Source organism: Shinella zoogloeoides, assembly GCF_022682305.1.
GTDB classification, from domain to species: domain Bacteria; phylum Pseudomonadota; class Alphaproteobacteria; order Rhizobiales; family Rhizobiaceae; genus Shinella; species Shinella zoogloeoides_B.
On record NZ_CP093528.1, the window covers coordinates 4255602 to 4272295 of the forward strand.

Here is a 16694-nt window from a genome sequence, read left to right on the forward strand (position 1 = left end):
GCGCCTCGGCCTTCGAGAGGGCGATCGGCCATCAGCCGGGCCGGATCAGCAATGGCTGCGGCCGACGATTTTCCGGCGGCGCATGTCCACCCCACGCGGCAAGCCGCGCGGGGACCCCGAACCCGCGCCTTTCCATCGCGAAACAAAATCGCCGGCCTTCGCCATCCTCCGCTGGCGCTTCGGCCCTACGCTCCGCTCCGGGTGCAGGTCCGTCCCGCCCGACGGCTTCGTCGCCATGAAGGCCGCGACGGTCGCGGTCCTTGCCGACGGAGCATCCCATGAGCGAGCACGACGACTACGAACCGCACCACGAGTCATCCCCGACCGACCATCTGATCCAGGACTTGCAGCTCCACGGCTATCGCCCCTCCGAAGACGAGTTGGACCAGCGCCCGCCACCGGAAGACCGCATCATCGAAGGCGCCGTCGCCGACATCTTCGACGCCCTGGTCGCCACGATCACCGACACCAGCCTCGACTTCGATCTCCCCGATCTCCTCTGGTCGACCGTCAATATGTTCCACCGCGCCGTGGACCGCATCGAACAGAAGCTCGACGACAACGAGCAGGCGCAAAGGCAGCTTCAGCGCGAACAGGATGGCTCCGAGGTGAAGTCCCTCCAGCTCGAGCGTCTCATCGACATCGGCATGAACCTGATCGACCGCCGCGACGGCATGGAAACCTTCCGCGAAGCCGCCGCTGGACGCTACCTCATCGCCACCGGCTCACCCTGGTCGCAACGCACCGGATCACGGGTCAACCATCGCAACCTCACCGCGTCGCTGATCGACAGCCGGGATTTCCTCGCCGCCAGGAGGCGCGCAGATACCGAGGTACTCGTACCCGCCGGCCCGAAGATCGCCTTCTCGGGCGGCGACACCGCCGACCACAAGCAGATCTGGGCCAAGCTCGATCAGATCCATACCAAGCACCCCGACATGGTGCTGCTGCATGGCGGCTCGCCGAAAGGCGCCGAAAAGATCGCTTCCCGCTGGGCCGACAGCCGCAAGGTGCCGCAGGTCGCCTTCAAGCCGAACTGGACGAAGCACGCCAAGGCCGCACCGTTCAAACGCAATGACCAGATGCTCGGCATCGTGCCGATCGGGGTCGTGATCTTCCCCGGCACGGGCATTCAGGACAACCTGGCCGACAAGGCCCGCAAGATGGGTATCCCGGTCTATCGGTTCGGCTCGGGCGGCGCGTGAGCGCCGCCGGGACCGGCCGCCTTGAAAAATGATAGCAATTCTTATATTATGCCATCATCGCTATCAAACTTGCAGGAGGCGCTATCATGCCCGCAGTCACGATCAGGAATCTGTCCGACGCGACGCATCGCGCCCTCAAGGTGCGGGCGGCGCAGCACGGCCGCAGCGCCGAAGCGGAAATGCGCGACATCCTCGAAATGGCTGTCCGCCCCGATACGCGCCTCCGGCTCGGCACGGCGCTCGCGGAACGCAGCCGTCGCCTTGGCTTGACCAATGAGGATGTCGAGGCCCTCGACCAGGCGCGTGACAAGGCGCCCGCCAAGCCGATGAGCTTCGAATGATCCTCCTCGATACCAATGTCGTATCGGAGGCGATGAAGCCCGCTCCCGACGATGCCGTGCGCGCATGGCTCGACGAACAGGCGGCGGAAACACTCTTTCTCTCCAGCGTCACCATCGCCGAGCTGATGTTCGGCATCGGCGCGCTCCCCGAGGGCAAGCGCAAGGAGCGTCTCACCGAAGCCCTGGATGGGGTGATGGAACTGTTCGCAGACCGCGTCCTCCCGTTCGATGTCGATGCTGCGCGCCGCTATGCGGATCTCGCCGTCAAAGCCCGAACGGCCGGGAAAGGCTTCCCTACTCCCGACGGCTATATCGCGGCGATCGCAGCCGCCAAGGGCTTTGCCGTCGCCACGCGCGACAACAGCGCATTCGAGGCCGCGAATGTCACGGTCATCGATCCCTGGAAGGCCGGGCGCTGACATCCGGCCACCGGCAGCGCAGGTGAGGCCAGCCGAGCCGGCGGCAACAGCCCTCGCGGCAAGCAGACAATCCGGTCTCCTGATCGGACGACCACCCCCGCTTCAAGACGCTGATCCTTGGGTTCAGCCGATGGCCTGACGCCATCAACCCGTAAAGGGTCGGACTACGCATAGCGTGCCGCCGCTCCGGCTTCGCCTGCACGGTGATTGCGGCCACCGGCCGAACTCTTCGGGCGCCTGTCAGCGGGGGATGGACCTCCGCTCAAACAGGAGCCAGATCGATGTCCTTCCAAACCGCTCACGCCTTCGCCTTCAGCCTCGCTACCACCCTGATGGCGGCCATCGTCATCTATCGCGCCGGAGACGGCACGCTCTCCGTCACCCCGACGTCGGAATATGATGGCGATGAAAACGCCATCGTCGGCGAAATCGACCCCTTCGCCTCATGAGGCGAACCGGGTCGCGCAGTCGGCGGGCGCTTCACGCTTCTGCTCCCCCCGCAGCTCGAATTCTGCTAATCTCGCGTGTGCGCCGTGGTGGTGGTGGAGGCGCATCCGTCTGACATTTGACGAAAGACACCACCATGATCTTCATCGGCATTCTCCTCAGCATCGCCGCCATCGGCTTCCTCTGCTGGCTCCTCTTCACGCTTGCGGTGTTCGCTCTTCCGTTCTTCGCGGGCGTGACTGCCGGCACATGGGCCTATGGCACAGGCGCGGGCTGGCTCGGCGCGATTGTCGTCGGCTTTGTCGCCGCCGGCCTGACCTTCGGCATCGGCCAATTCCTGCTCGCCACCGTCCGTCCGACCTGGGCACGCCTGCTCATCGCCGCAGCCTTCGTCGCCCCGGCCGTCGTCGCCGGATTCCATGCCACCCATGGCATCGTGAAACACACCATGCCATCGGAGACATGGCAGACCGTGTTCTCCGTCATCGGAGCGATCGCGGTCGGCATCGTCGCCTTCGTGCGCATCACTGGAATGGCGGCCTCCGACCCATCTGCCGGGCATGTGTCCCACGCCTAAACCCGCAGCGCCCATCGCGGCGGGATCCAGCGGCATATACCTTTGCCCTCCACGCCATCTGGTCGCCCGATGGGGAAGCGGCATCGCGAAGCATCGGCTGCGCCCACCTGTCACGGAACGAAGGAGCGCGTCGGGGCGGCAACGACATCGTGGCCGGCAGCCCCTCAGCGTCGAGGCGTTTCGTCAGAGCTGGCGGAATGGCGAAATGCGCAGCGCAGGCCTGTTCGAGGGAGGTCTACGCCTGTGATCGCCGGTCGGACTTCCCGGGCCAATGCGAAGGTCGCCGCCGTCTCCGCCGTCGGTCCGTCCGGCACCCGCGCCAAAACGGCCCCTTCAATGGCCTGATCTGGCCGAAGGACGGCTTTGCCTCGAGCGCCTAAGCCACAACGGCTGGCCCCGACTTTCTTCCCCTGCCGGCTGCGCCGTCATTCCTCGCGAAACAACAAAGTCGCGCCTGCGCCATCCTCCGCTTTGCTGCGGTCGCAAGCGATGTGTCGTCGCTCGCCTCCGTCCGGTCGATCGCCATCGAGGCCGCAATGGTGCGGGCTCGAAACGGAAAACGGAGACTTACAATGGCGACCATCGGCACCTTCAAGAAGACCGGCTCGAACGAATTCGGCGGCGAAATCGTCACCCTCAGCGTCCAGGCCAAGGGCGTGCGCATCGTCCCCGACCTGCGCGCCAGCGGCGAGAACGCCCCCAGCCACCGGGTCCTGGTCGGCCGCGCCGAGATCGGCGCCGCCTGGTCCAAGCGCTCCAACGAGGGCCGCGACTATCTGGGCCTCAAGCTCGACGATCCGAGCTTCAACGCTCCGATCTACGCCAACCTCTTCGATGACGAAGACGGCGAAGGTTACTCGCTGATCTGGTCCCGCCCCAACGGCCGCCGCGCAGACTGAGGCGGCGTCACAAGGCCCCGGCCGAGAGGTCGGGGCCGCCTTCCTGCTCAAATCGCACCCGATCGCAGATGCGTGCCCCAAATAGTCGGGTCACACCGAAGGCGCGCGCTCCAGCTTTACTGCAAAAGCCAGCCCGCAGAACCTTCGCTTCACTGACGACAACGCCTCGATTGCCCGAATCAGCAAATCGCGCCAGCACGACACGGCCCTTCGGCAACCTCTTTGAGCTGGCAGAAACGGGCCAATACGACTAAAATAGCCGTAGTTCTGGAGCGCGCGCCGGTTGCGATGGGAGGTGATCATGCATGATCACCGCCCGACAATCACGGGCCGCACGCGCGTTGCTGGGTTGGACACAGGAGACGCTCGCTGACAAGGCCCGCCTATCGCTGACCGCGCTCAAGCGCCTCGAATCCGAAAGCGGGCTCGATGTGTACGAGACGACGCGCGATCAGGCACGCAGGGCCTTGGAAGCTGCCGGCATCGTCTTCCTGTCGACCGACCGAGGGCAAGGAGTGCTGCTGGTCGATGATCGCGGAAACAAGCCGAACCGATCTACAGGCTTACGCTGACCTGTGGGCAGCCAGGTTCCTCATCATTCGCACTGCCTCCATTTCGGATCAAACATGGATAATAGACAGGCACCGCATATTCGCCGAGTCTGCACCATGACCGCACCATTCCAGGACCTAGCGCCATCGGGGCAAGATCTCACCGATTACGACAAGTCGCACGCCAAACTATACATGCGCTTGCTGGATGCGGCCGCTGACGGCGCGCATTGGGAGGAAGCCGTGCGGGTGCTGTTCGACCTCGATCCCGCCCGTGAACCCGAACGCTGCCGCCGCATCCATGACAGCCACCTCGAACGCGCCCGCTGGATGACACACACTGGCTATCGGCACCTCCTGCGACCGGCTCACCGCTGAGAGGTTTGCGAACCGGCGTGATGCCCTTTCGACATCACGCAATGCCCTCCTCCGGGCTTCCAACACCCTCGTCGCGCCCCGAAAAATCACACGCTCGACTTACGCGCACCACGCGGGAGAGTTGATGCGATGAGGCCCGATACATCGAACTGGCGAGACGACCGCAGCTACGATTTCTTCGATACACTTCCGATCGAGGGTCTCGCCTGGGAGTGCCTTCGCAGATACCGCCCTTATCAGGACGATTACGCCAGACTGGTCGATGCTGGCGCCGAGACTCAGCCGCTGCCTGACGACAGGCAGCAGCGCTGGGGGTTGCGATTTCCCTGCAAGACCAGGTCGTTCTGCCCTACAGCAACAGGTGGTGTGGTCGCCGCAGAGCGATCCCGCCGTCCTCTTTCTGACAGCGCGGCCGAGCTTTCTGCCGTCCAGCTCAAACAGCCTCGCCGACAGGTTCGCTGCGGGACGTGATGGCCCTGAAGGAGCCTATGCCGGTCTTCCCGAGCACGACCTCCAGCTACTCTTCCTACCCGGCATATCCGCACACGACCAGCTTGCGGCGGTCGTCCCCATCGATGACGACATCCTCGATCGCATTGATGCGCTGACACGCCTCGCGCGCGCCTGGCTCCAGCGTCCGCCATTGCGCGACACGCGCATGACCGCCGAGCAGCGCCGCCGCTTTCGCCTCAAACTTCGTGCTGCTGACGGCCGCATGAACGGCGCGACCTATCGCGACATCGCCATCGCAATCTATGGCGCGGCGCGCATCGATACTGACCCTTGGAAGACCTCGCCGCTGCGGGATGCCGTGATCGCCTTCGCCGAAGCCGGATTGGCCCTCATCGATGGCGGCTATCTGCACCTGCTTCGGCATCGTCGGCGCACCTAGCCTGCGCCACCGACAGGGGTGGGGAATTTAGCCATCCCAAGTCCCCCATCCATCCCGCCGGAGGTTCTCCGCCACCGTTGTCGCTGTCAGCCGCTGATCGCCAGCGGCCCCCAGCAACCCCACGGAGGCCCGCCCCATGCGACCCGATACCGCCGCGCTCCCGCCACGCTACCTGCGGACCAAGGAAGCCGCTGAATTTCTCAGCCTGTCCGCCCGCACCCTCGAAAAACACCGCACCTACGGCACTGGTCCGGCCTATCACAAACTCGGCGGGCGCGTCGTCTATTCAGTCGACGATCTGGAGACCTGGGCCGAGCGCGGCGCCGTGACCTCGACGTCCGATCCGCGCGGCTCCGTGCTTCCCGCAAAGCGCCAGACGCTACCGACCGGCCAGATCGCCGGCCGACACGCACGCTGATCGTGGCTGGTCCCTTTCATGGTGGTGCGTCGTCGTGACCCTTCGGAGCGTGGGCAGCTCGACCTGTTTCGCGCACTTCCCGGCGACTTCGCGCCACGAGACGCGCAGGATCTCATGGCCTATCCCTTCTTCTCCCTCTCGAAATCACACCGCATAGCGCCGATCAACTTTTCGGCGGGCGGCGTCTCCATCCGGGTAGAGGCCGTTCCCGATCATGGCATGGCCACGATCTGGGACGCCGACATCCTGATCTGGGCCGCCAGCCAGATCGTCGAGGCCCGCGACGCGGGCCTGCGCACCTCGCGTCTGATGGCGGCGACACCCTATGAGATCCTCACCTATGTCGGGCGCGGCACATCCATGCGCGACTATCAGCGGCTCAAGGCCGCGCTCGACCGGCTGCAATCGACCACCATCTCGACGTCGATCCGCCAGCCCGCCGAAGGCCGCCGTCACCGCTTCTCGTGGATAAACGAGTGGCAGGAGCGCACGGATCGCCAAGGACGACCGGATGGCATCGAGCTGATCGTCCCCGACTGGTTCTACAAGGCCGTCCTCGATGACGCGCTCATCCTCACCATCGATCCGGCCTATTTCGATCTCACCGGCGGCCTCGATCGCTGGCTCTACCGCATCGTGCGCAAACACGGCGGCCGTCAGCGCGGCGGCTGGCGTTTCGACCTACGCCACCTCCACCTCAAATCCGGCAGCCTGTCGCCGTTCAAGCGCTTCGCCTTCGAACTGCGTGACATCGTGCGGCGCCAACCACTGCCCGGCTACGTCCTGTCGCTCGAGGTGGAAATCGGCGGGCGCACGCTGCTGGCTTTCGAGCCACTGGCCGCCTATGGAAAACCTGTGGATGGCCTCGTGCTATCGGGAACCCGACCTATCGTGCCATCGGGAACCCGAGGCTCGTGCCATCAGGAACCCAGTCCGGCTTTAACGTCTGGAAATCGTGGGCGGATTCGCGCCCTTAACTTAGAGTCTAACCAAGAATCTAACTTTGAAGAGCGCGCGCGCGATGTGGAAAACCTCATCCGTACCGCCGCAGCGAACCTCCGCGCCGCCGGCAAATCACCGCTCAAGGGTGCTCCAGCAGCTCAGACGGGCCGGAAAGAGAGCGAACCGGCTTCCCCCGATCAGCTTCCGCTCCTCGATCGGCCTGGAGGTGCGCGATGATCGTCGCGTTCCTCAACCAGAAAGGCGGTGTCGGCAAGACGACGCTGGCGCTCAACCTTGCCGGCGAACTCGCCGGGCGCGGTCAGCGCGTCACCCTGATCGACGCGGACCCACAGGGCTCGGCCCTCGACTGGTCTGAGCAGCGCAGCCATGAGGGCCTGCCGCGCCGGTTCGGCGTCGTCGGCCTGGCGCGCGACACGCTCCACCGCGAAGCGCCGGAACTGGCCCGCGATGTCGACCATGTCGTCATCGACGGCCCGCCGCGTGTCGCAGCCCTCATGCGCTCGGCGCTGCTCGCCGCCGACCTCGTGCTGATCCCGGCGCAGCCGTCGCCGCTCGACGGCTGGGCATCGGCCGAGATGCTGGCGCTGCTCCGCGAAGCCCGCGTCTATCGCCCGGAACTGGTCGCCCGCTTCGTGCTCAATCGCTGCGGTGCGCGCACCGTCCTGGCCCGCGAGACCGCCGAGACCCTGGCCGATCACGATCCACCGTTGCTCGCCACCACCATCGGCCAACGTATCGCCTTCGCCGCCGCCGCGCAGACCGGCCGCCTGGTCGCCGAACTCGCCGATGCGACATCGGCCGCACGCGAGATCGCGGCCTTCGCCGATGAACTCCTGCGTCTGCGGATCGACGGGGGCGCACAATGAACGAACGATCCCCCCGTCGCGGCTTCGCCGCACGCCCCGCCGATCCCGACCAATGGATCAAGGCTGCGGACGACGCACCACGCGCCGCTGACGTCGCTGCGTTCACCGCCAGGCTCACCATCGATGTGACGCCCGAACTGCGCGGCCGGATCAAGATCGCCGCCTTCGGGCGCGGCGTCACCGTCGCCGACATGCTGCGCGAGCTGCTCGCGCGTGAATTCCCCTCGACACCAGGAGACACCACATGACCGGCACTGCGGCTCCCCGCATGCGCGGCGGCCCGCTGCCGTCAGCGCTCCCCAATGACAGCATGACCCACGTCGAACTGACGTGGATCGAGAAGAAGATCGAATACTGGATCAGGTTCGGCCGTGAGGCGCATGAACAGATCCTCGACCGCCGCCGGCGTGTCGTCTCCTTCCGTCCGAACACCGTATTCGCGTTCGTGCGATGGGCGGCCAACGACTTCGGCACGATCATCTCGCGCATCGACATCGTGCGCGGAGTCGAGCCCGGAGAGCCCTACCAGACGCTGCCTTTCGTCCGGCCGGGCGGTGAAATCCTGCTCAGGATCGACGGATGGCCGAAGGTCGAAGACGTGCTGCGCCACGTCGATGCCATCGAAGCGATCGGCATCGAGGCGGACGCCGTTTCGCCGGAACACTGGCGTCACGTCCACAATCGGATGGCGGCTGGACATCAGCCGCGCCCCTATACGCTCGACCAGCATCGCGCCTTCCTCCTGCGCCGGAGGACGCGGTCGTGACGCGCGCCGGTCTCTTCCTCGTCATGGCTCTCGCGACCGCGGGCATCAGCTATCCGGCGCTCACCCCGATGCCGATCAAGCTCCTGTGGAACGCATCGGCGAGCGCCCCCATCGGCTTCTACACGATCGACGTCGATGGCCCGTTCGACGTCACCGATCTCGTTGCCGTCGATGCGCCCGAGCCGCTCGCGACCTTTATGGCCGAACGCGGCTATCTTCCCAAAGGCGTCCCGCTGCTGAAGCGCATTTTCGGCGTTTCCGGGCAGACCGTTTGCCGCTCGAACCTCTCCGTCACGATCGACGGCGTCGAGATGGGCGATGCGCTGCCGCGTGATCGCGCAGGGCGCGACCTGCCGATCTGGCAGGGCTGCCGCCGTATCCCGACCGGCGAAGTCTTCCTCATGAACTGGCAGGTCCGCGACAGCCTAGACGGTCGCTATTTCGGCCTGACCTCCACCGACCAGATCATCGGCCGCGCCGTCCCCCTGTGGACCGACGAGGACGGAACGGGCCGCTTCGAATGGCGCGCACCGACGCGATGAACACCTCGCCATCGGCGGGGGCGGCGCCCACCGATGGCTTTCCCAACGTCGCCGCAAAGGGAAGTCATCATGCCTCAGATTGGTCAATTCACGCGCCAGGACACGGGCTTCGCCGGCAAGCTGGAGACGTTCACGCTCTTCCGCGATGTCGTCATCGTGCCGGCAGAGCCCTCCGATGCCGAGAACGCGCCGGATTACCGCGTTCACGCCAGCGACGATGGCAAAGCCGAAGTCGGCCCCGAAATCGGCGCGGGCTGGAAACGCACCGGCGAGCGCGCGGGCGAATACGTTGCCGTACTGATCGACGACCCTGCGCTGCCGCAGCCGATCCGCGCCAATCTGTTCCGCGACGATGACGCCGGGAACGCCTGGTCGCTGCACTGGTCGCGCCCGCGCGACCGCGCCGGGAAGGACTGACCGATGTCCGGTCCACGTCCGGCGATAAGCCATCGGGAAGCGCGCGGGCGGCATTACGCCGTCCGGCGCATGGTCTTCCTTCTCCTTTCCGGCCTGGCCCTCGCAGCAGGTGCAACGGACGCCGCTCTTGCCCAGTCTGTGTCGGCAGCGCGCACGGTCGCTGGCGATCCGCACGCCGCCTTCGTCACCGAAGCCTCGCAGCGCTTCGGCATTCCCGAACACTGGATCGTCGCCGTCAAACGCGCCGAAAGCGCCGGCGATGTGCGCGCGGTATCGTCGGCTGGCGCGCTCGGGCTGATGCAGGTCATGCCCGATACCTGGGCCGCGCTTCGCGTTCGCTATGGGCTCGGGCGTGATCCCTACGACCCGCGCGACAACATCCTCGCAGGCGCTGCCTACCTGCGCGAAATGTTCGACCGCTATCGCACGATCCCCGCAATGCTCGGCGCCTACAATGCGGGGCCTAGCCGCTACGACGAATACGTCCAGACCGGCCGCGCCCTGCCCGCCGAAACGCGCGCCTACATCGCGCTGCTGGCTCCGCAGCTAGGCACGACATCGCCGGCGAGCGCGCCATCGGTTGCGCCGCCACCGCCGCCGGATTGGCGGGAAGCGCCGCTCTTCGTCGTGCGTTCCGCCGACGCTCGTTCGGCAACATCGCCATCGGAAAACGCACGGTCGAACGATAGCCGCTCCTCCATCGCGGCACGCGCTCTCGATACCGCCGAAGACTCGAACGCCGCTATCGTTGTCGCCCGCTCTGACGGTGGAGCGCCCCGATGAGCTGCGGAAGCACCCGTCGCAGTCTGTCGCATTCCTGCGTGACATGGAGGGCACAAGGGGGAGAGGCAGGCATCACAACCGCACGATGGCAGGATAAAAGGCCGCACATTGCGCGGCGGTCGGGCGGTTGTTTTTGCAGGATATTTTGGCGCGCTCCGCACATTGCCGTGCTCATCGGCAATGTGCGCCTGACGCCCAATTGCCTGTATCAGCGCGATTTTTCGCACATTGCGGCCTCGCGTCATGGCCGATGACCACGAGTTTCGTGTTCGGCCTGGGCGCATCCGGTCAACCCGCGCGCAGTCGGCTCGGCCCTTCATCGCGCAGGCGCTGGCCGCTGCGAAGAAGGCGGGCGGCTGCGTCTCGCGCTCCGGGCGCGTCGTTGCCGCCAATCGCTCGCGCTTCGGCCGCGGCCAGCGCGCCAGCATCCAGGCGAACCGCCTCATCACCGCGCGCACGCGCGGCGCAGTCATCAAGGCCCGCGTCGTGCGGCACTCCGGCCGCACCGCGCCGCTTGGCACGCATCTCGATTATCTCCGCCGCGATGGCGTGACCCGTGACGGAGAAAAGGCCCGGCTGTTCGGGCCGGGAACGGAGGAAGCTGATGGCCGCGCCTTCGCCGGGCGATGCGAGGATGATCGCCATCATTTCCGCTTCATCGTCTCACCGGACGACGCCGTGGAGATGTCGGACCTCAAGTCCTTCACCCGCGATCTTGTCGGCCAGATGGAAAGGGATCTGGACACGCGGCTCGATTGGGTCGCGGTCGATCACTGGAACACCGAGCATCCTCACGTCCATCTGATCGTGCGCGGCGTCCGCGACGACGGCCAGGACCTCGTGATCTCGCGCGACTACATCAAGGAGGGCATGCGTGATCGCGCGCGTGACCTCATCACACAGGAGCTTGGCCCGCGCACGGATCTCGATATTCGCCGCACGCTCGAACGCCAGATCGAGGCGGAGCGCTGGACACAGCTTGATCGGCAGCTTGTCCGCGACGCTGGAAAGATCGGCGTCATCGATGTCGCCCCGGAGGTCGGCCGCCAGCCCGACGCCTACGCCGTCGAGAAAGTGGGCCGCCTGCGCAAACTCGCAGCCCTCGGCCTCGCCAGTGAAGTCGGACCTGGCCAGTGGATGATCGACGATCAGGCTGAGGTGACGCTGCGCCAGCTCGGCGAACGCGGCGACATCATCAAGCGCATGCACCGCGCACTCACCGAACGCGGTATCGACCGCGGCTCGGGCAACTACGTCCTGGCAGGGGAAAGCCTCGATGTGCCGGTCATCGGCCGTCTGGTCGAGCGCGGCCTCGATGACGAGCTGAAGGGAACGGCCTACGCCGTGGTCGACGGCGTCGATGGCCGGACCCACCACATCCGCTTGCCGCATCTCGATGCGGCGGGGGACAGCGCGCCGGGCTCGATCGTCGAGCTGCGCACCTTCGAAGATGCTCGCGGCGAACGCCGCGTCGCGCTCGCGGTCCGCTCCGATCTCGATCTCCAGCATCAGGTGAACGCCTCGGGCGCGACCTGGCTCGACCGGCAATCCATCTCCCGCGAACCCGTCGCCATGTCGGAGGGCGGCTTCGGCGCCGAGGTGCGGCACGCGATGCGACAACGGGCGGAGCATCTGGTCCACGAAGGTCTCGCCGAGCAGCAAGGCCGCCGCGTCATCTTCAGCCGCAACCTGATCGAGACGCTTCGCCGCCGCGAGGTGGGCGCTGTTGCCGACCGGCTGGCGAAGGAGACAGGCCAGCCGTTCAAAGCGGCCGGCAATGGCGAATATGTCGCCGGCACCTATCGCCAGCGCATGACGCTCGCATCCGGCCGCTTCGCGATGATCGATGACGGCCTCGGCTTCCAGCTCGTGCCCTGGTCGCCGTCCCTCGAAAGCCAGCTCGGCAAGCACGTCTCCGGGGTCGCCCGAGGCGACGGCGGTATCGACTGGAGCTTCGGCCGCAAGCGGGGGCTCGGCCTCTAATCACCTAAGAAGAAAGGACCGCAGCAATGTCCGCGACCAAAATCCTGTGGGGCCAGATCGCCATCGTCTTCCTCATCGTGCTGCTCACCACCTGGGCGGCGACGCAATATGTCGCATGGAGCCTCGGCTTTCAGGCGCAGCTCGGCGCGCCCTGGTTTTCCCTGTTCGGCCTACCGATCTACTATCCGCCGGCGTTCTTCTGGTGGTGGTATTTCTACGACGCCTACGCGCCGGAGGTCTTCGCCAAGGGTGGGATGATCTCGGCGTCGGGCGGCTTCATCGCCATAGCCGTCGCCATCGGCATGTCGGTCTGGCGCGCCCGCGAAGCGAAAAGCGCAGCGACCTACGGCTCCGCCCGCTGGGCCGGAAAGGACGAGGTGAAAGCCGCGGGCCTGCTCAGTCCCGACGGTGTCGTGCTCGGCCGCTATGACCGCGACTATCTCCGTCATGACGGCCCCGAGCATGTGCTTTGCTTCGCCCCGACCCGATCGGGCAAGGGCGTCGGCCTGGTTGTGCCGTCCCTGTTGACCTGGCCGGGCTCGGCCATCGTCCACGACATCAAAGGGGAAAACTGGCAGCTCACGGCCGGTCTTCGCGCCCGGCACGGCCGCGTTCTGCTGTTCGACCCGACCAACCCCAAATCGTCGGCCTACAATCCGCTGCTCGAGGTGCGCCGCGGCGAATGGGAAGTCCGCGACGTTCAGAACATCGCCGACATCCTGGTCGATCCCGAAGGCTCGCTCGAAAAGCGGAACCATTGGGAGAAGACCAGTCATGCCCTGCTGGTCGGCGCCATCCTGCATGTCCTCTACGCCGAAGACGACAAGACATTGGCCGGCGTCGCCGCTTTCCTGTCCGATCCGAAGCGCCCGATCGAGTCGACGCTTGCCGCGATGATGAAGACCAGCCACCTCGGCGAGGCAGGGCCGCACCCCGTCATCGCCAGCGCCGCGCGCGAACTACTCAACAAATCGGACAACGAACGCTCGGGCGTGCTCTCCACCGCCATGTCGTTTCTCGGCCTCTACCGCGATCCTGTCGTCGCCGAGGTGACGCGGCGCTGCGACTGGCGGATCAGCGACATGGTGGGCGGCAAGCTCCCGACCACGCTCTACCTTGTCGTGCCGCCGTCCGACATCAACCGCACCAAACCGCTGATACGCCTGATCCTCAATCAGGTCGGTCGCCGTCTCACCGAGGATCTGCAAGCGAAGGCCGGGCGGCATCGCCTGCTGCTCATGCTCGACGAGTTTCCCGCCCTCGGCCGCCTCGATTTCTTCGAGTCCGCGCTGGCTTTCATGGCGGGCTACGGCCTCAAAAGCTTTCTGATCGCTCAATCGCTAAACCAGATCGAGAAGGCTTACGGCCCGAACAATTCGATCCTCGACAACTGCCATGTGCGCGTTTCCTTTGCGACGAACGACGAAAGGACCGCGAAGCGGGTCAGCGACGCGCTCGGAACCGCGACAGAGATGAAGGCGATGAAGAATTACGCCGGGCATCGGCTCTCGCCCTGGCTCGGCCATTTAATGGTGTCGCGCTCGGAGACCGCGCGACAGCTCCTGACACCAGGCGAGATCATGCAGCTCCCGCCGAGCGACGAGATCGTCATGGTCGCCGGGACGCCGCCGATCCGGGCGAAGAAGGCGCGCTACTATGAAGATGCCCGCTTCAAGGAACGCATCATGTCACCGCCGGGACTGGCGCGGCCTGCTGAAGGTCGGCCCGACGATTGGAGCAAGCTGCCGATCCCCGCGCGCCCGGAGATGACCGAAAACGCTGCGCCAACGACGAGCAGTGACGATGAAGAGGATTCCACCGAGTCCGAGCGTCGGCATCAGCCCGAACTCAACCGGGTGAACCCCATCGAAAAGAAGGCGCCGATCGACAATGAGTTTGAGATCGATTTGCCTGACGACACAGAGGACGCAGCCGCGCGCAACCAGCGGCTGACCCGCGTCATGCGCGGCGTTGCCCGCCAGGTCTCGCTCGATCCCAATGACGGCATGGAGTTGTAGCACCATGCCCGGACGCAAGAAGAAGGTGCCGATTTCCGTCTATCTCGACCCCGACATCATGGCGACGCTATCGGACTATGCAGGCCGTCGCGAACAACCGCTCTCCCTGATCGCCGAGGCCGCCATCGCGTCCTTCCTGTCGCCGGACGACGCGGAGCGGCGTGAAGCAGTGATCGCCAAACGCCTCGACCAGATCGATCGCCGTCTCAACCGCATGGAGCGCGACATCGGGATCTCCGTCGAGACCATGGCCGTATTCATCCGGTTCTGGCTCAACACGACGCCGGCGCTGCCCGAGCCCGCAGCCCAGGCAGCGCGCGCCATGGTCGGGAAGCGCTACGAGGCGTTCATCGCGGCCCTTGGACGGCGCTTGGCTCAGGGACCGAAACTTCGGCAGGAGATCGTTGAAGATGTCGGCGAGTCGCCGCCGAACGCGACAGAGAGCGATCCATAGGCTTCAGCGCGCGTGGATCAATAGCATCGTCCGACCGCCGTTCTCCTGTATTTGCACGCCACGCTGCTACGACGGTCGATACTTGTTGAATCGGCTCAATTCGCGGCTCTTTTAATCACCCCGATCCGGGGACCCTCTTTTCCAGCCCCGTCAGGAAGCGGGGCAGGAATGACCAATATCAGCCAGAAGCCGGAGGCGTTCGCGCGCGGTGCGCGCATGCTTCGCACCGCGCTCGGCTCGACCATCACCCATCTTCTCGAAGACCCGGTCGTCGTCGAAATCATGCTGAACCCGGACGGCCGTCTCTGGGTAGATCGCCTCTCCGAAGGGCTGGCCGATACGGGTGAGACGCTGTCGCCCGCCGATGGCGAGCGCATCGTGCGGCTGGTTGCTCACCATGTCGGCGTCGAGGTGCATCCGCGCAGCCCGCGAGTCTCGGCCGAGCTTCCTGAGACGGGAGAGCGGTTCGAGGGCTTGCTGCCACCCGTTGTCGCCGCACCGACCTTCGCCATCCGCAAGCCCGCCGTCGCAATCTTCACGCTCGACGATTATGTGGCCGCCGGAATCATGTTCGCCGACCAGGCGGCGACGCTACGCGCAGCCGTGATGGCGCGCGCCAATATCCTTGTCGCGGGCGGCACCTCCACTGGCAAAACCACGCTGACCAATGCGCTTCTGGCCGAGATCGCCAAGACGGCGGATCGCGTCGTCATCATCGAGGATACCCGCGAGCTTCAGTGCGCCGCGCCCAATCTTGTCGCCATGCGGACCAAGGATGGAGTGGCCACGCTCTCGGAGCTGGTCCGCTCTTCGCTACGCCTGCGCCCCGATCGCATTCCCATCGGCGAGGTGCGCGGCTCTGAAGCTCTCGATCTCCTGAAAGCATGGGGAACCGGGCACCCCGGCGGCATCGGCACGATCCACGCCGGGAGCGGCATCGGCGCGCTGCGCCGCCTTGAACAACTCATCCAGGAGGCCGTCGTCACGGTCCCGCGCGCCCTGATCGCCGAGACCATCGATCTCGTTGCCGTCCTCTCCGGCCGCGGCTCCGCGCGCCGGCTCGCCGAACTCGCCCGTGTCGAAGGGCTCGGCCCGGACGGCGACTACGCCATCACCCCCGCAACCCTTGACCGCACAGGAGCGCCAACATGATCCGCACCACTATGCGCGTTCGCCGCTATGCCGCGACGGCCGCCGCCTTCACCTACATCAACCTCGTCCTCGTTCCCGCCGCCCATGCCTCCGGCTCGTCCATGCCGTGGGAAGCACCGCTCCAGAAAATCCTCGAATCCATCGAAGGGCCGGTCGCCAAGATCGTCGCCGTCATCATCATTATCGCCACTGGCCTGGCGCTGGCGTTCGGTGACACGTCCGGCGGCTTCCGGAAGCTGATCCAGATCGTCTTCGGTCTCAGCATCGCGTTTGCGGCGTCGAGCTTCTTCCTGTCGTTCTTCTCATTCGGCGGCGGGGCGCTGGTCTGATGGCGGCGGCGCTCGAACAACTCAACGCGGTGCCGGGTTTCACCGTCCCGGTTCACCGGGCGCTGACCGAGCACATTCTGCTCGGCGGCGCACCGCGCGCGCTCGCCATCCTGAACGGCACGCTGGCCGGAGCCGTGGGCCTCGGCCTGCGCCTCTGGCTCGTGGGTCTGCTGATCTGGGTCGTTGGCCATATCGCAGCCGTGTGGGCTGCAAAGCGCGATCCGCTCTTCGTCGAGGTCGGCCGCCGCCACCTGCGCATCCCCGCTCATCTGTCCGTCTGAGGAGGCGCATCGC

Annotated in this window: 24 protein-coding genes; all 24 read left to right on the top strand. The window is 65.9% G+C overall.

All coding sequences use genetic code 11. The features are described from left to right. The first annotated feature begins 278 nt into the window (after positions 1–278). The 24 genes from MOE34_RS21090 to MOE34_RS21205 all read left to right on the top strand — a co-directional run bounded on the left by MOE34_RS21090 (position 279) and on the right by MOE34_RS21205 (position 16681). The gene (locus MOE34_RS21090) at positions 279–1205 is read left to right on the top strand and encodes a DUF2493 domain-containing protein (RefSeq protein WP_242219546.1); all 927 of its coding nucleotides are present in this window, start codon (positions 279–281) and stop codon (positions 1203–1205) included. Positions 1206–1291: 86 nt separating this feature from the next. After that, a complete protein-coding gene (locus tag MOE34_RS21095; RefSeq protein ID WP_012110103.1) occupies positions 1292–1546 on the top strand; it encodes a FitA-like ribbon-helix-helix domain-containing protein in 255 nt (84 codons plus the stop codon). Beyond that, positions 1543–1965 carry a type II toxin-antitoxin system VapC family toxin gene (locus tag MOE34_RS21100; RefSeq protein ID WP_242219548.1) on the top strand — a complete coding sequence of 141 codons (423 nt, stop codon included), beginning with the start codon at positions 1543–1545 and terminating at the stop codon, positions 1963–1965. The genes MOE34_RS21095 and MOE34_RS21100 overlap by 4 nt, the downstream gene beginning before the upstream one ends. A gap of 281 nt (positions 1966–2246) precedes the next feature. Then, positions 2247–2414, top strand: coding sequence for a hypothetical protein (locus MOE34_RS21105; RefSeq protein WP_168168942.1), 168 nt, complete (start codon positions 2247–2249; stop codon positions 2412–2414). A 134-nt stretch (positions 2415–2548) separates the two neighbouring features. Further along, positions 2549–2989, top strand: coding sequence for a hypothetical protein (locus MOE34_RS21110; RefSeq protein ID WP_061929712.1), 441 nt, complete (start codon positions 2549–2551; stop codon positions 2987–2989). A gap of 572 nt (positions 2990–3561) precedes the next feature. Then, complete coding sequence (locus MOE34_RS21115; protein WP_041535876.1) at positions 3562–3888, top strand: DUF736 domain-containing protein; 327 nt, start codon at positions 3562–3564, stop codon at positions 3886–3888. 305 nt (positions 3889–4193) lie between these two features. Beyond that, positions 4194–4460: a helix-turn-helix transcriptional regulator gene (locus tag MOE34_RS21120; RefSeq protein ID WP_045811379.1), complete on the top strand. Its 267-nt coding sequence runs from the start codon at positions 4194–4196 to the stop codon at positions 4458–4460. 96 nt (positions 4461–4556) lie between these two features. Then, the gene (locus tag MOE34_RS21125) at positions 4557–4817 is read left to right on the top strand and encodes a DNA -binding domain-containing protein (RefSeq protein WP_047167743.1); all 261 of its coding nucleotides are present in this window, start codon (positions 4557–4559) and stop codon (positions 4815–4817) included. Positions 4818–4946: 129 nt separating this feature from the next. Next, positions 4947–5288 (top strand): transcriptional regulator domain-containing protein, encoded by a 342-nt coding sequence (locus MOE34_RS21130; protein WP_242219549.1) that lies wholly within the window; start codon positions 4947–4949, stop codon positions 5286–5288. Then, a complete protein-coding gene (locus MOE34_RS21135) occupies positions 5182–5709 on the top strand; it encodes a DUF2285 domain-containing protein (protein ID WP_347342744.1) in 528 nt (175 codons plus the stop codon). Before MOE34_RS21130 ends, MOE34_RS21135 begins: the two co-directional genes overlap by 107 nt. A 136-nt stretch (positions 5710–5845) precedes the next feature. Continuing rightward, on the top strand, positions 5846–6127 hold the full coding sequence (locus tag MOE34_RS21140; protein WP_242219553.1) for a helix-turn-helix transcriptional regulator: 282 nt from the start codon (positions 5846–5848) through the stop codon (positions 6125–6127). Positions 6128–6145: 18 nt separating this feature from the next. After that, positions 6146–7306 carry a replication initiator protein A gene (locus tag MOE34_RS21145; RefSeq protein WP_242219556.1) on the top strand — a complete coding sequence of 387 codons (1161 nt, stop codon included), beginning with the start codon at positions 6146–6148 and terminating at the stop codon, positions 7304–7306. Beyond that, positions 7303–7956 carry a ParA family partition ATPase gene (gene parA / locus MOE34_RS21150; RefSeq protein ID WP_242219558.1) on the top strand — a complete coding sequence of 218 codons (654 nt, stop codon included), beginning with the start codon at positions 7303–7305 and terminating at the stop codon, positions 7954–7956. Before MOE34_RS21145 ends, parA begins: the two co-directional genes overlap by 4 nt. Next, complete coding sequence (locus MOE34_RS21155; RefSeq protein WP_242219560.1) at positions 7953–8204, top strand: hypothetical protein; 252 nt, start codon at positions 7953–7955, stop codon at positions 8202–8204. The genes parA and MOE34_RS21155 overlap by 4 nt, the downstream gene beginning before the upstream one ends. Beyond that, complete coding sequence (locus MOE34_RS21160) at positions 8201–8722, top strand: DUF2840 domain-containing protein (RefSeq protein WP_242219562.1); 522 nt, start codon at positions 8201–8203, stop codon at positions 8720–8722. Before MOE34_RS21155 ends, MOE34_RS21160 begins: the two co-directional genes overlap by 4 nt. Further along, the gene (locus MOE34_RS21165; protein WP_242219564.1) at positions 8719–9264 is read left to right on the top strand and encodes a S26 family signal peptidase; all 546 of its coding nucleotides are present in this window, start codon (positions 8719–8721) and stop codon (positions 9262–9264) included. The genes MOE34_RS21160 and MOE34_RS21165 overlap by 4 nt, the downstream gene beginning before the upstream one ends. 69 nt (positions 9265–9333) lie before the next feature. Next, the gene (locus MOE34_RS21170; RefSeq protein WP_242219566.1) at positions 9334–9681 is read left to right on the top strand and encodes a DUF736 domain-containing protein; all 348 of its coding nucleotides are present in this window, start codon (positions 9334–9336) and stop codon (positions 9679–9681) included. A 3-nt stretch (positions 9682–9684) separates the two neighbouring features. Then, positions 9685–10464 carry a lytic transglycosylase domain-containing protein gene (locus MOE34_RS21175; protein WP_242219568.1) on the top strand — a complete coding sequence of 260 codons (780 nt, stop codon included), beginning with the start codon at positions 9685–9687 and terminating at the stop codon, positions 10462–10464. Positions 10465–10707: 243 nt separating this feature from the next. Further along, positions 10708–12447, top strand: a complete 1740-nt coding sequence (locus tag MOE34_RS21180) for a relaxase/mobilization nuclease domain-containing protein (RefSeq protein ID WP_242219570.1) — start codon at positions 10708–10710, stop codon at positions 12445–12447. Positions 12448–12473: 26 nt separating this feature from the next. Further along, positions 12474–14465, top strand: coding sequence for a conjugal transfer protein TraG (locus MOE34_RS21185; RefSeq protein WP_242219572.1), 1992 nt, complete (start codon positions 12474–12476; stop codon positions 14463–14465). Between the two features lie 4 nt (positions 14466–14469). Beyond that, positions 14470–14919: a hypothetical protein gene (locus tag MOE34_RS21190; protein WP_045811390.1), complete on the top strand. Its 450-nt coding sequence runs from the start codon at positions 14470–14472 to the stop codon at positions 14917–14919. 168 nt (positions 14920–15087) lie between these two features. Next, positions 15088–16071 (top strand): P-type conjugative transfer ATPase TrbB, encoded by a 984-nt coding sequence (gene trbB, locus MOE34_RS21195; protein WP_242219574.1) that lies wholly within the window; start codon positions 15088–15090, stop codon positions 16069–16071. Further along, a complete protein-coding gene (locus tag MOE34_RS21200; RefSeq protein ID WP_047167732.1) occupies positions 16068–16400 on the top strand; it encodes a TrbC/VirB2 family protein in 333 nt (110 codons plus the stop codon). Before trbB ends, MOE34_RS21200 begins: the two co-directional genes overlap by 4 nt. Continuing rightward, a complete protein-coding gene (locus MOE34_RS21205) occupies positions 16400–16681 on the top strand; it encodes a VirB3 family type IV secretion system protein (protein WP_242219577.1) in 282 nt (93 codons plus the stop codon). Before MOE34_RS21200 ends, MOE34_RS21205 begins: the two co-directional genes overlap by 1 nt. Positions 16682–16694: the final 13 nt, after the last annotated feature.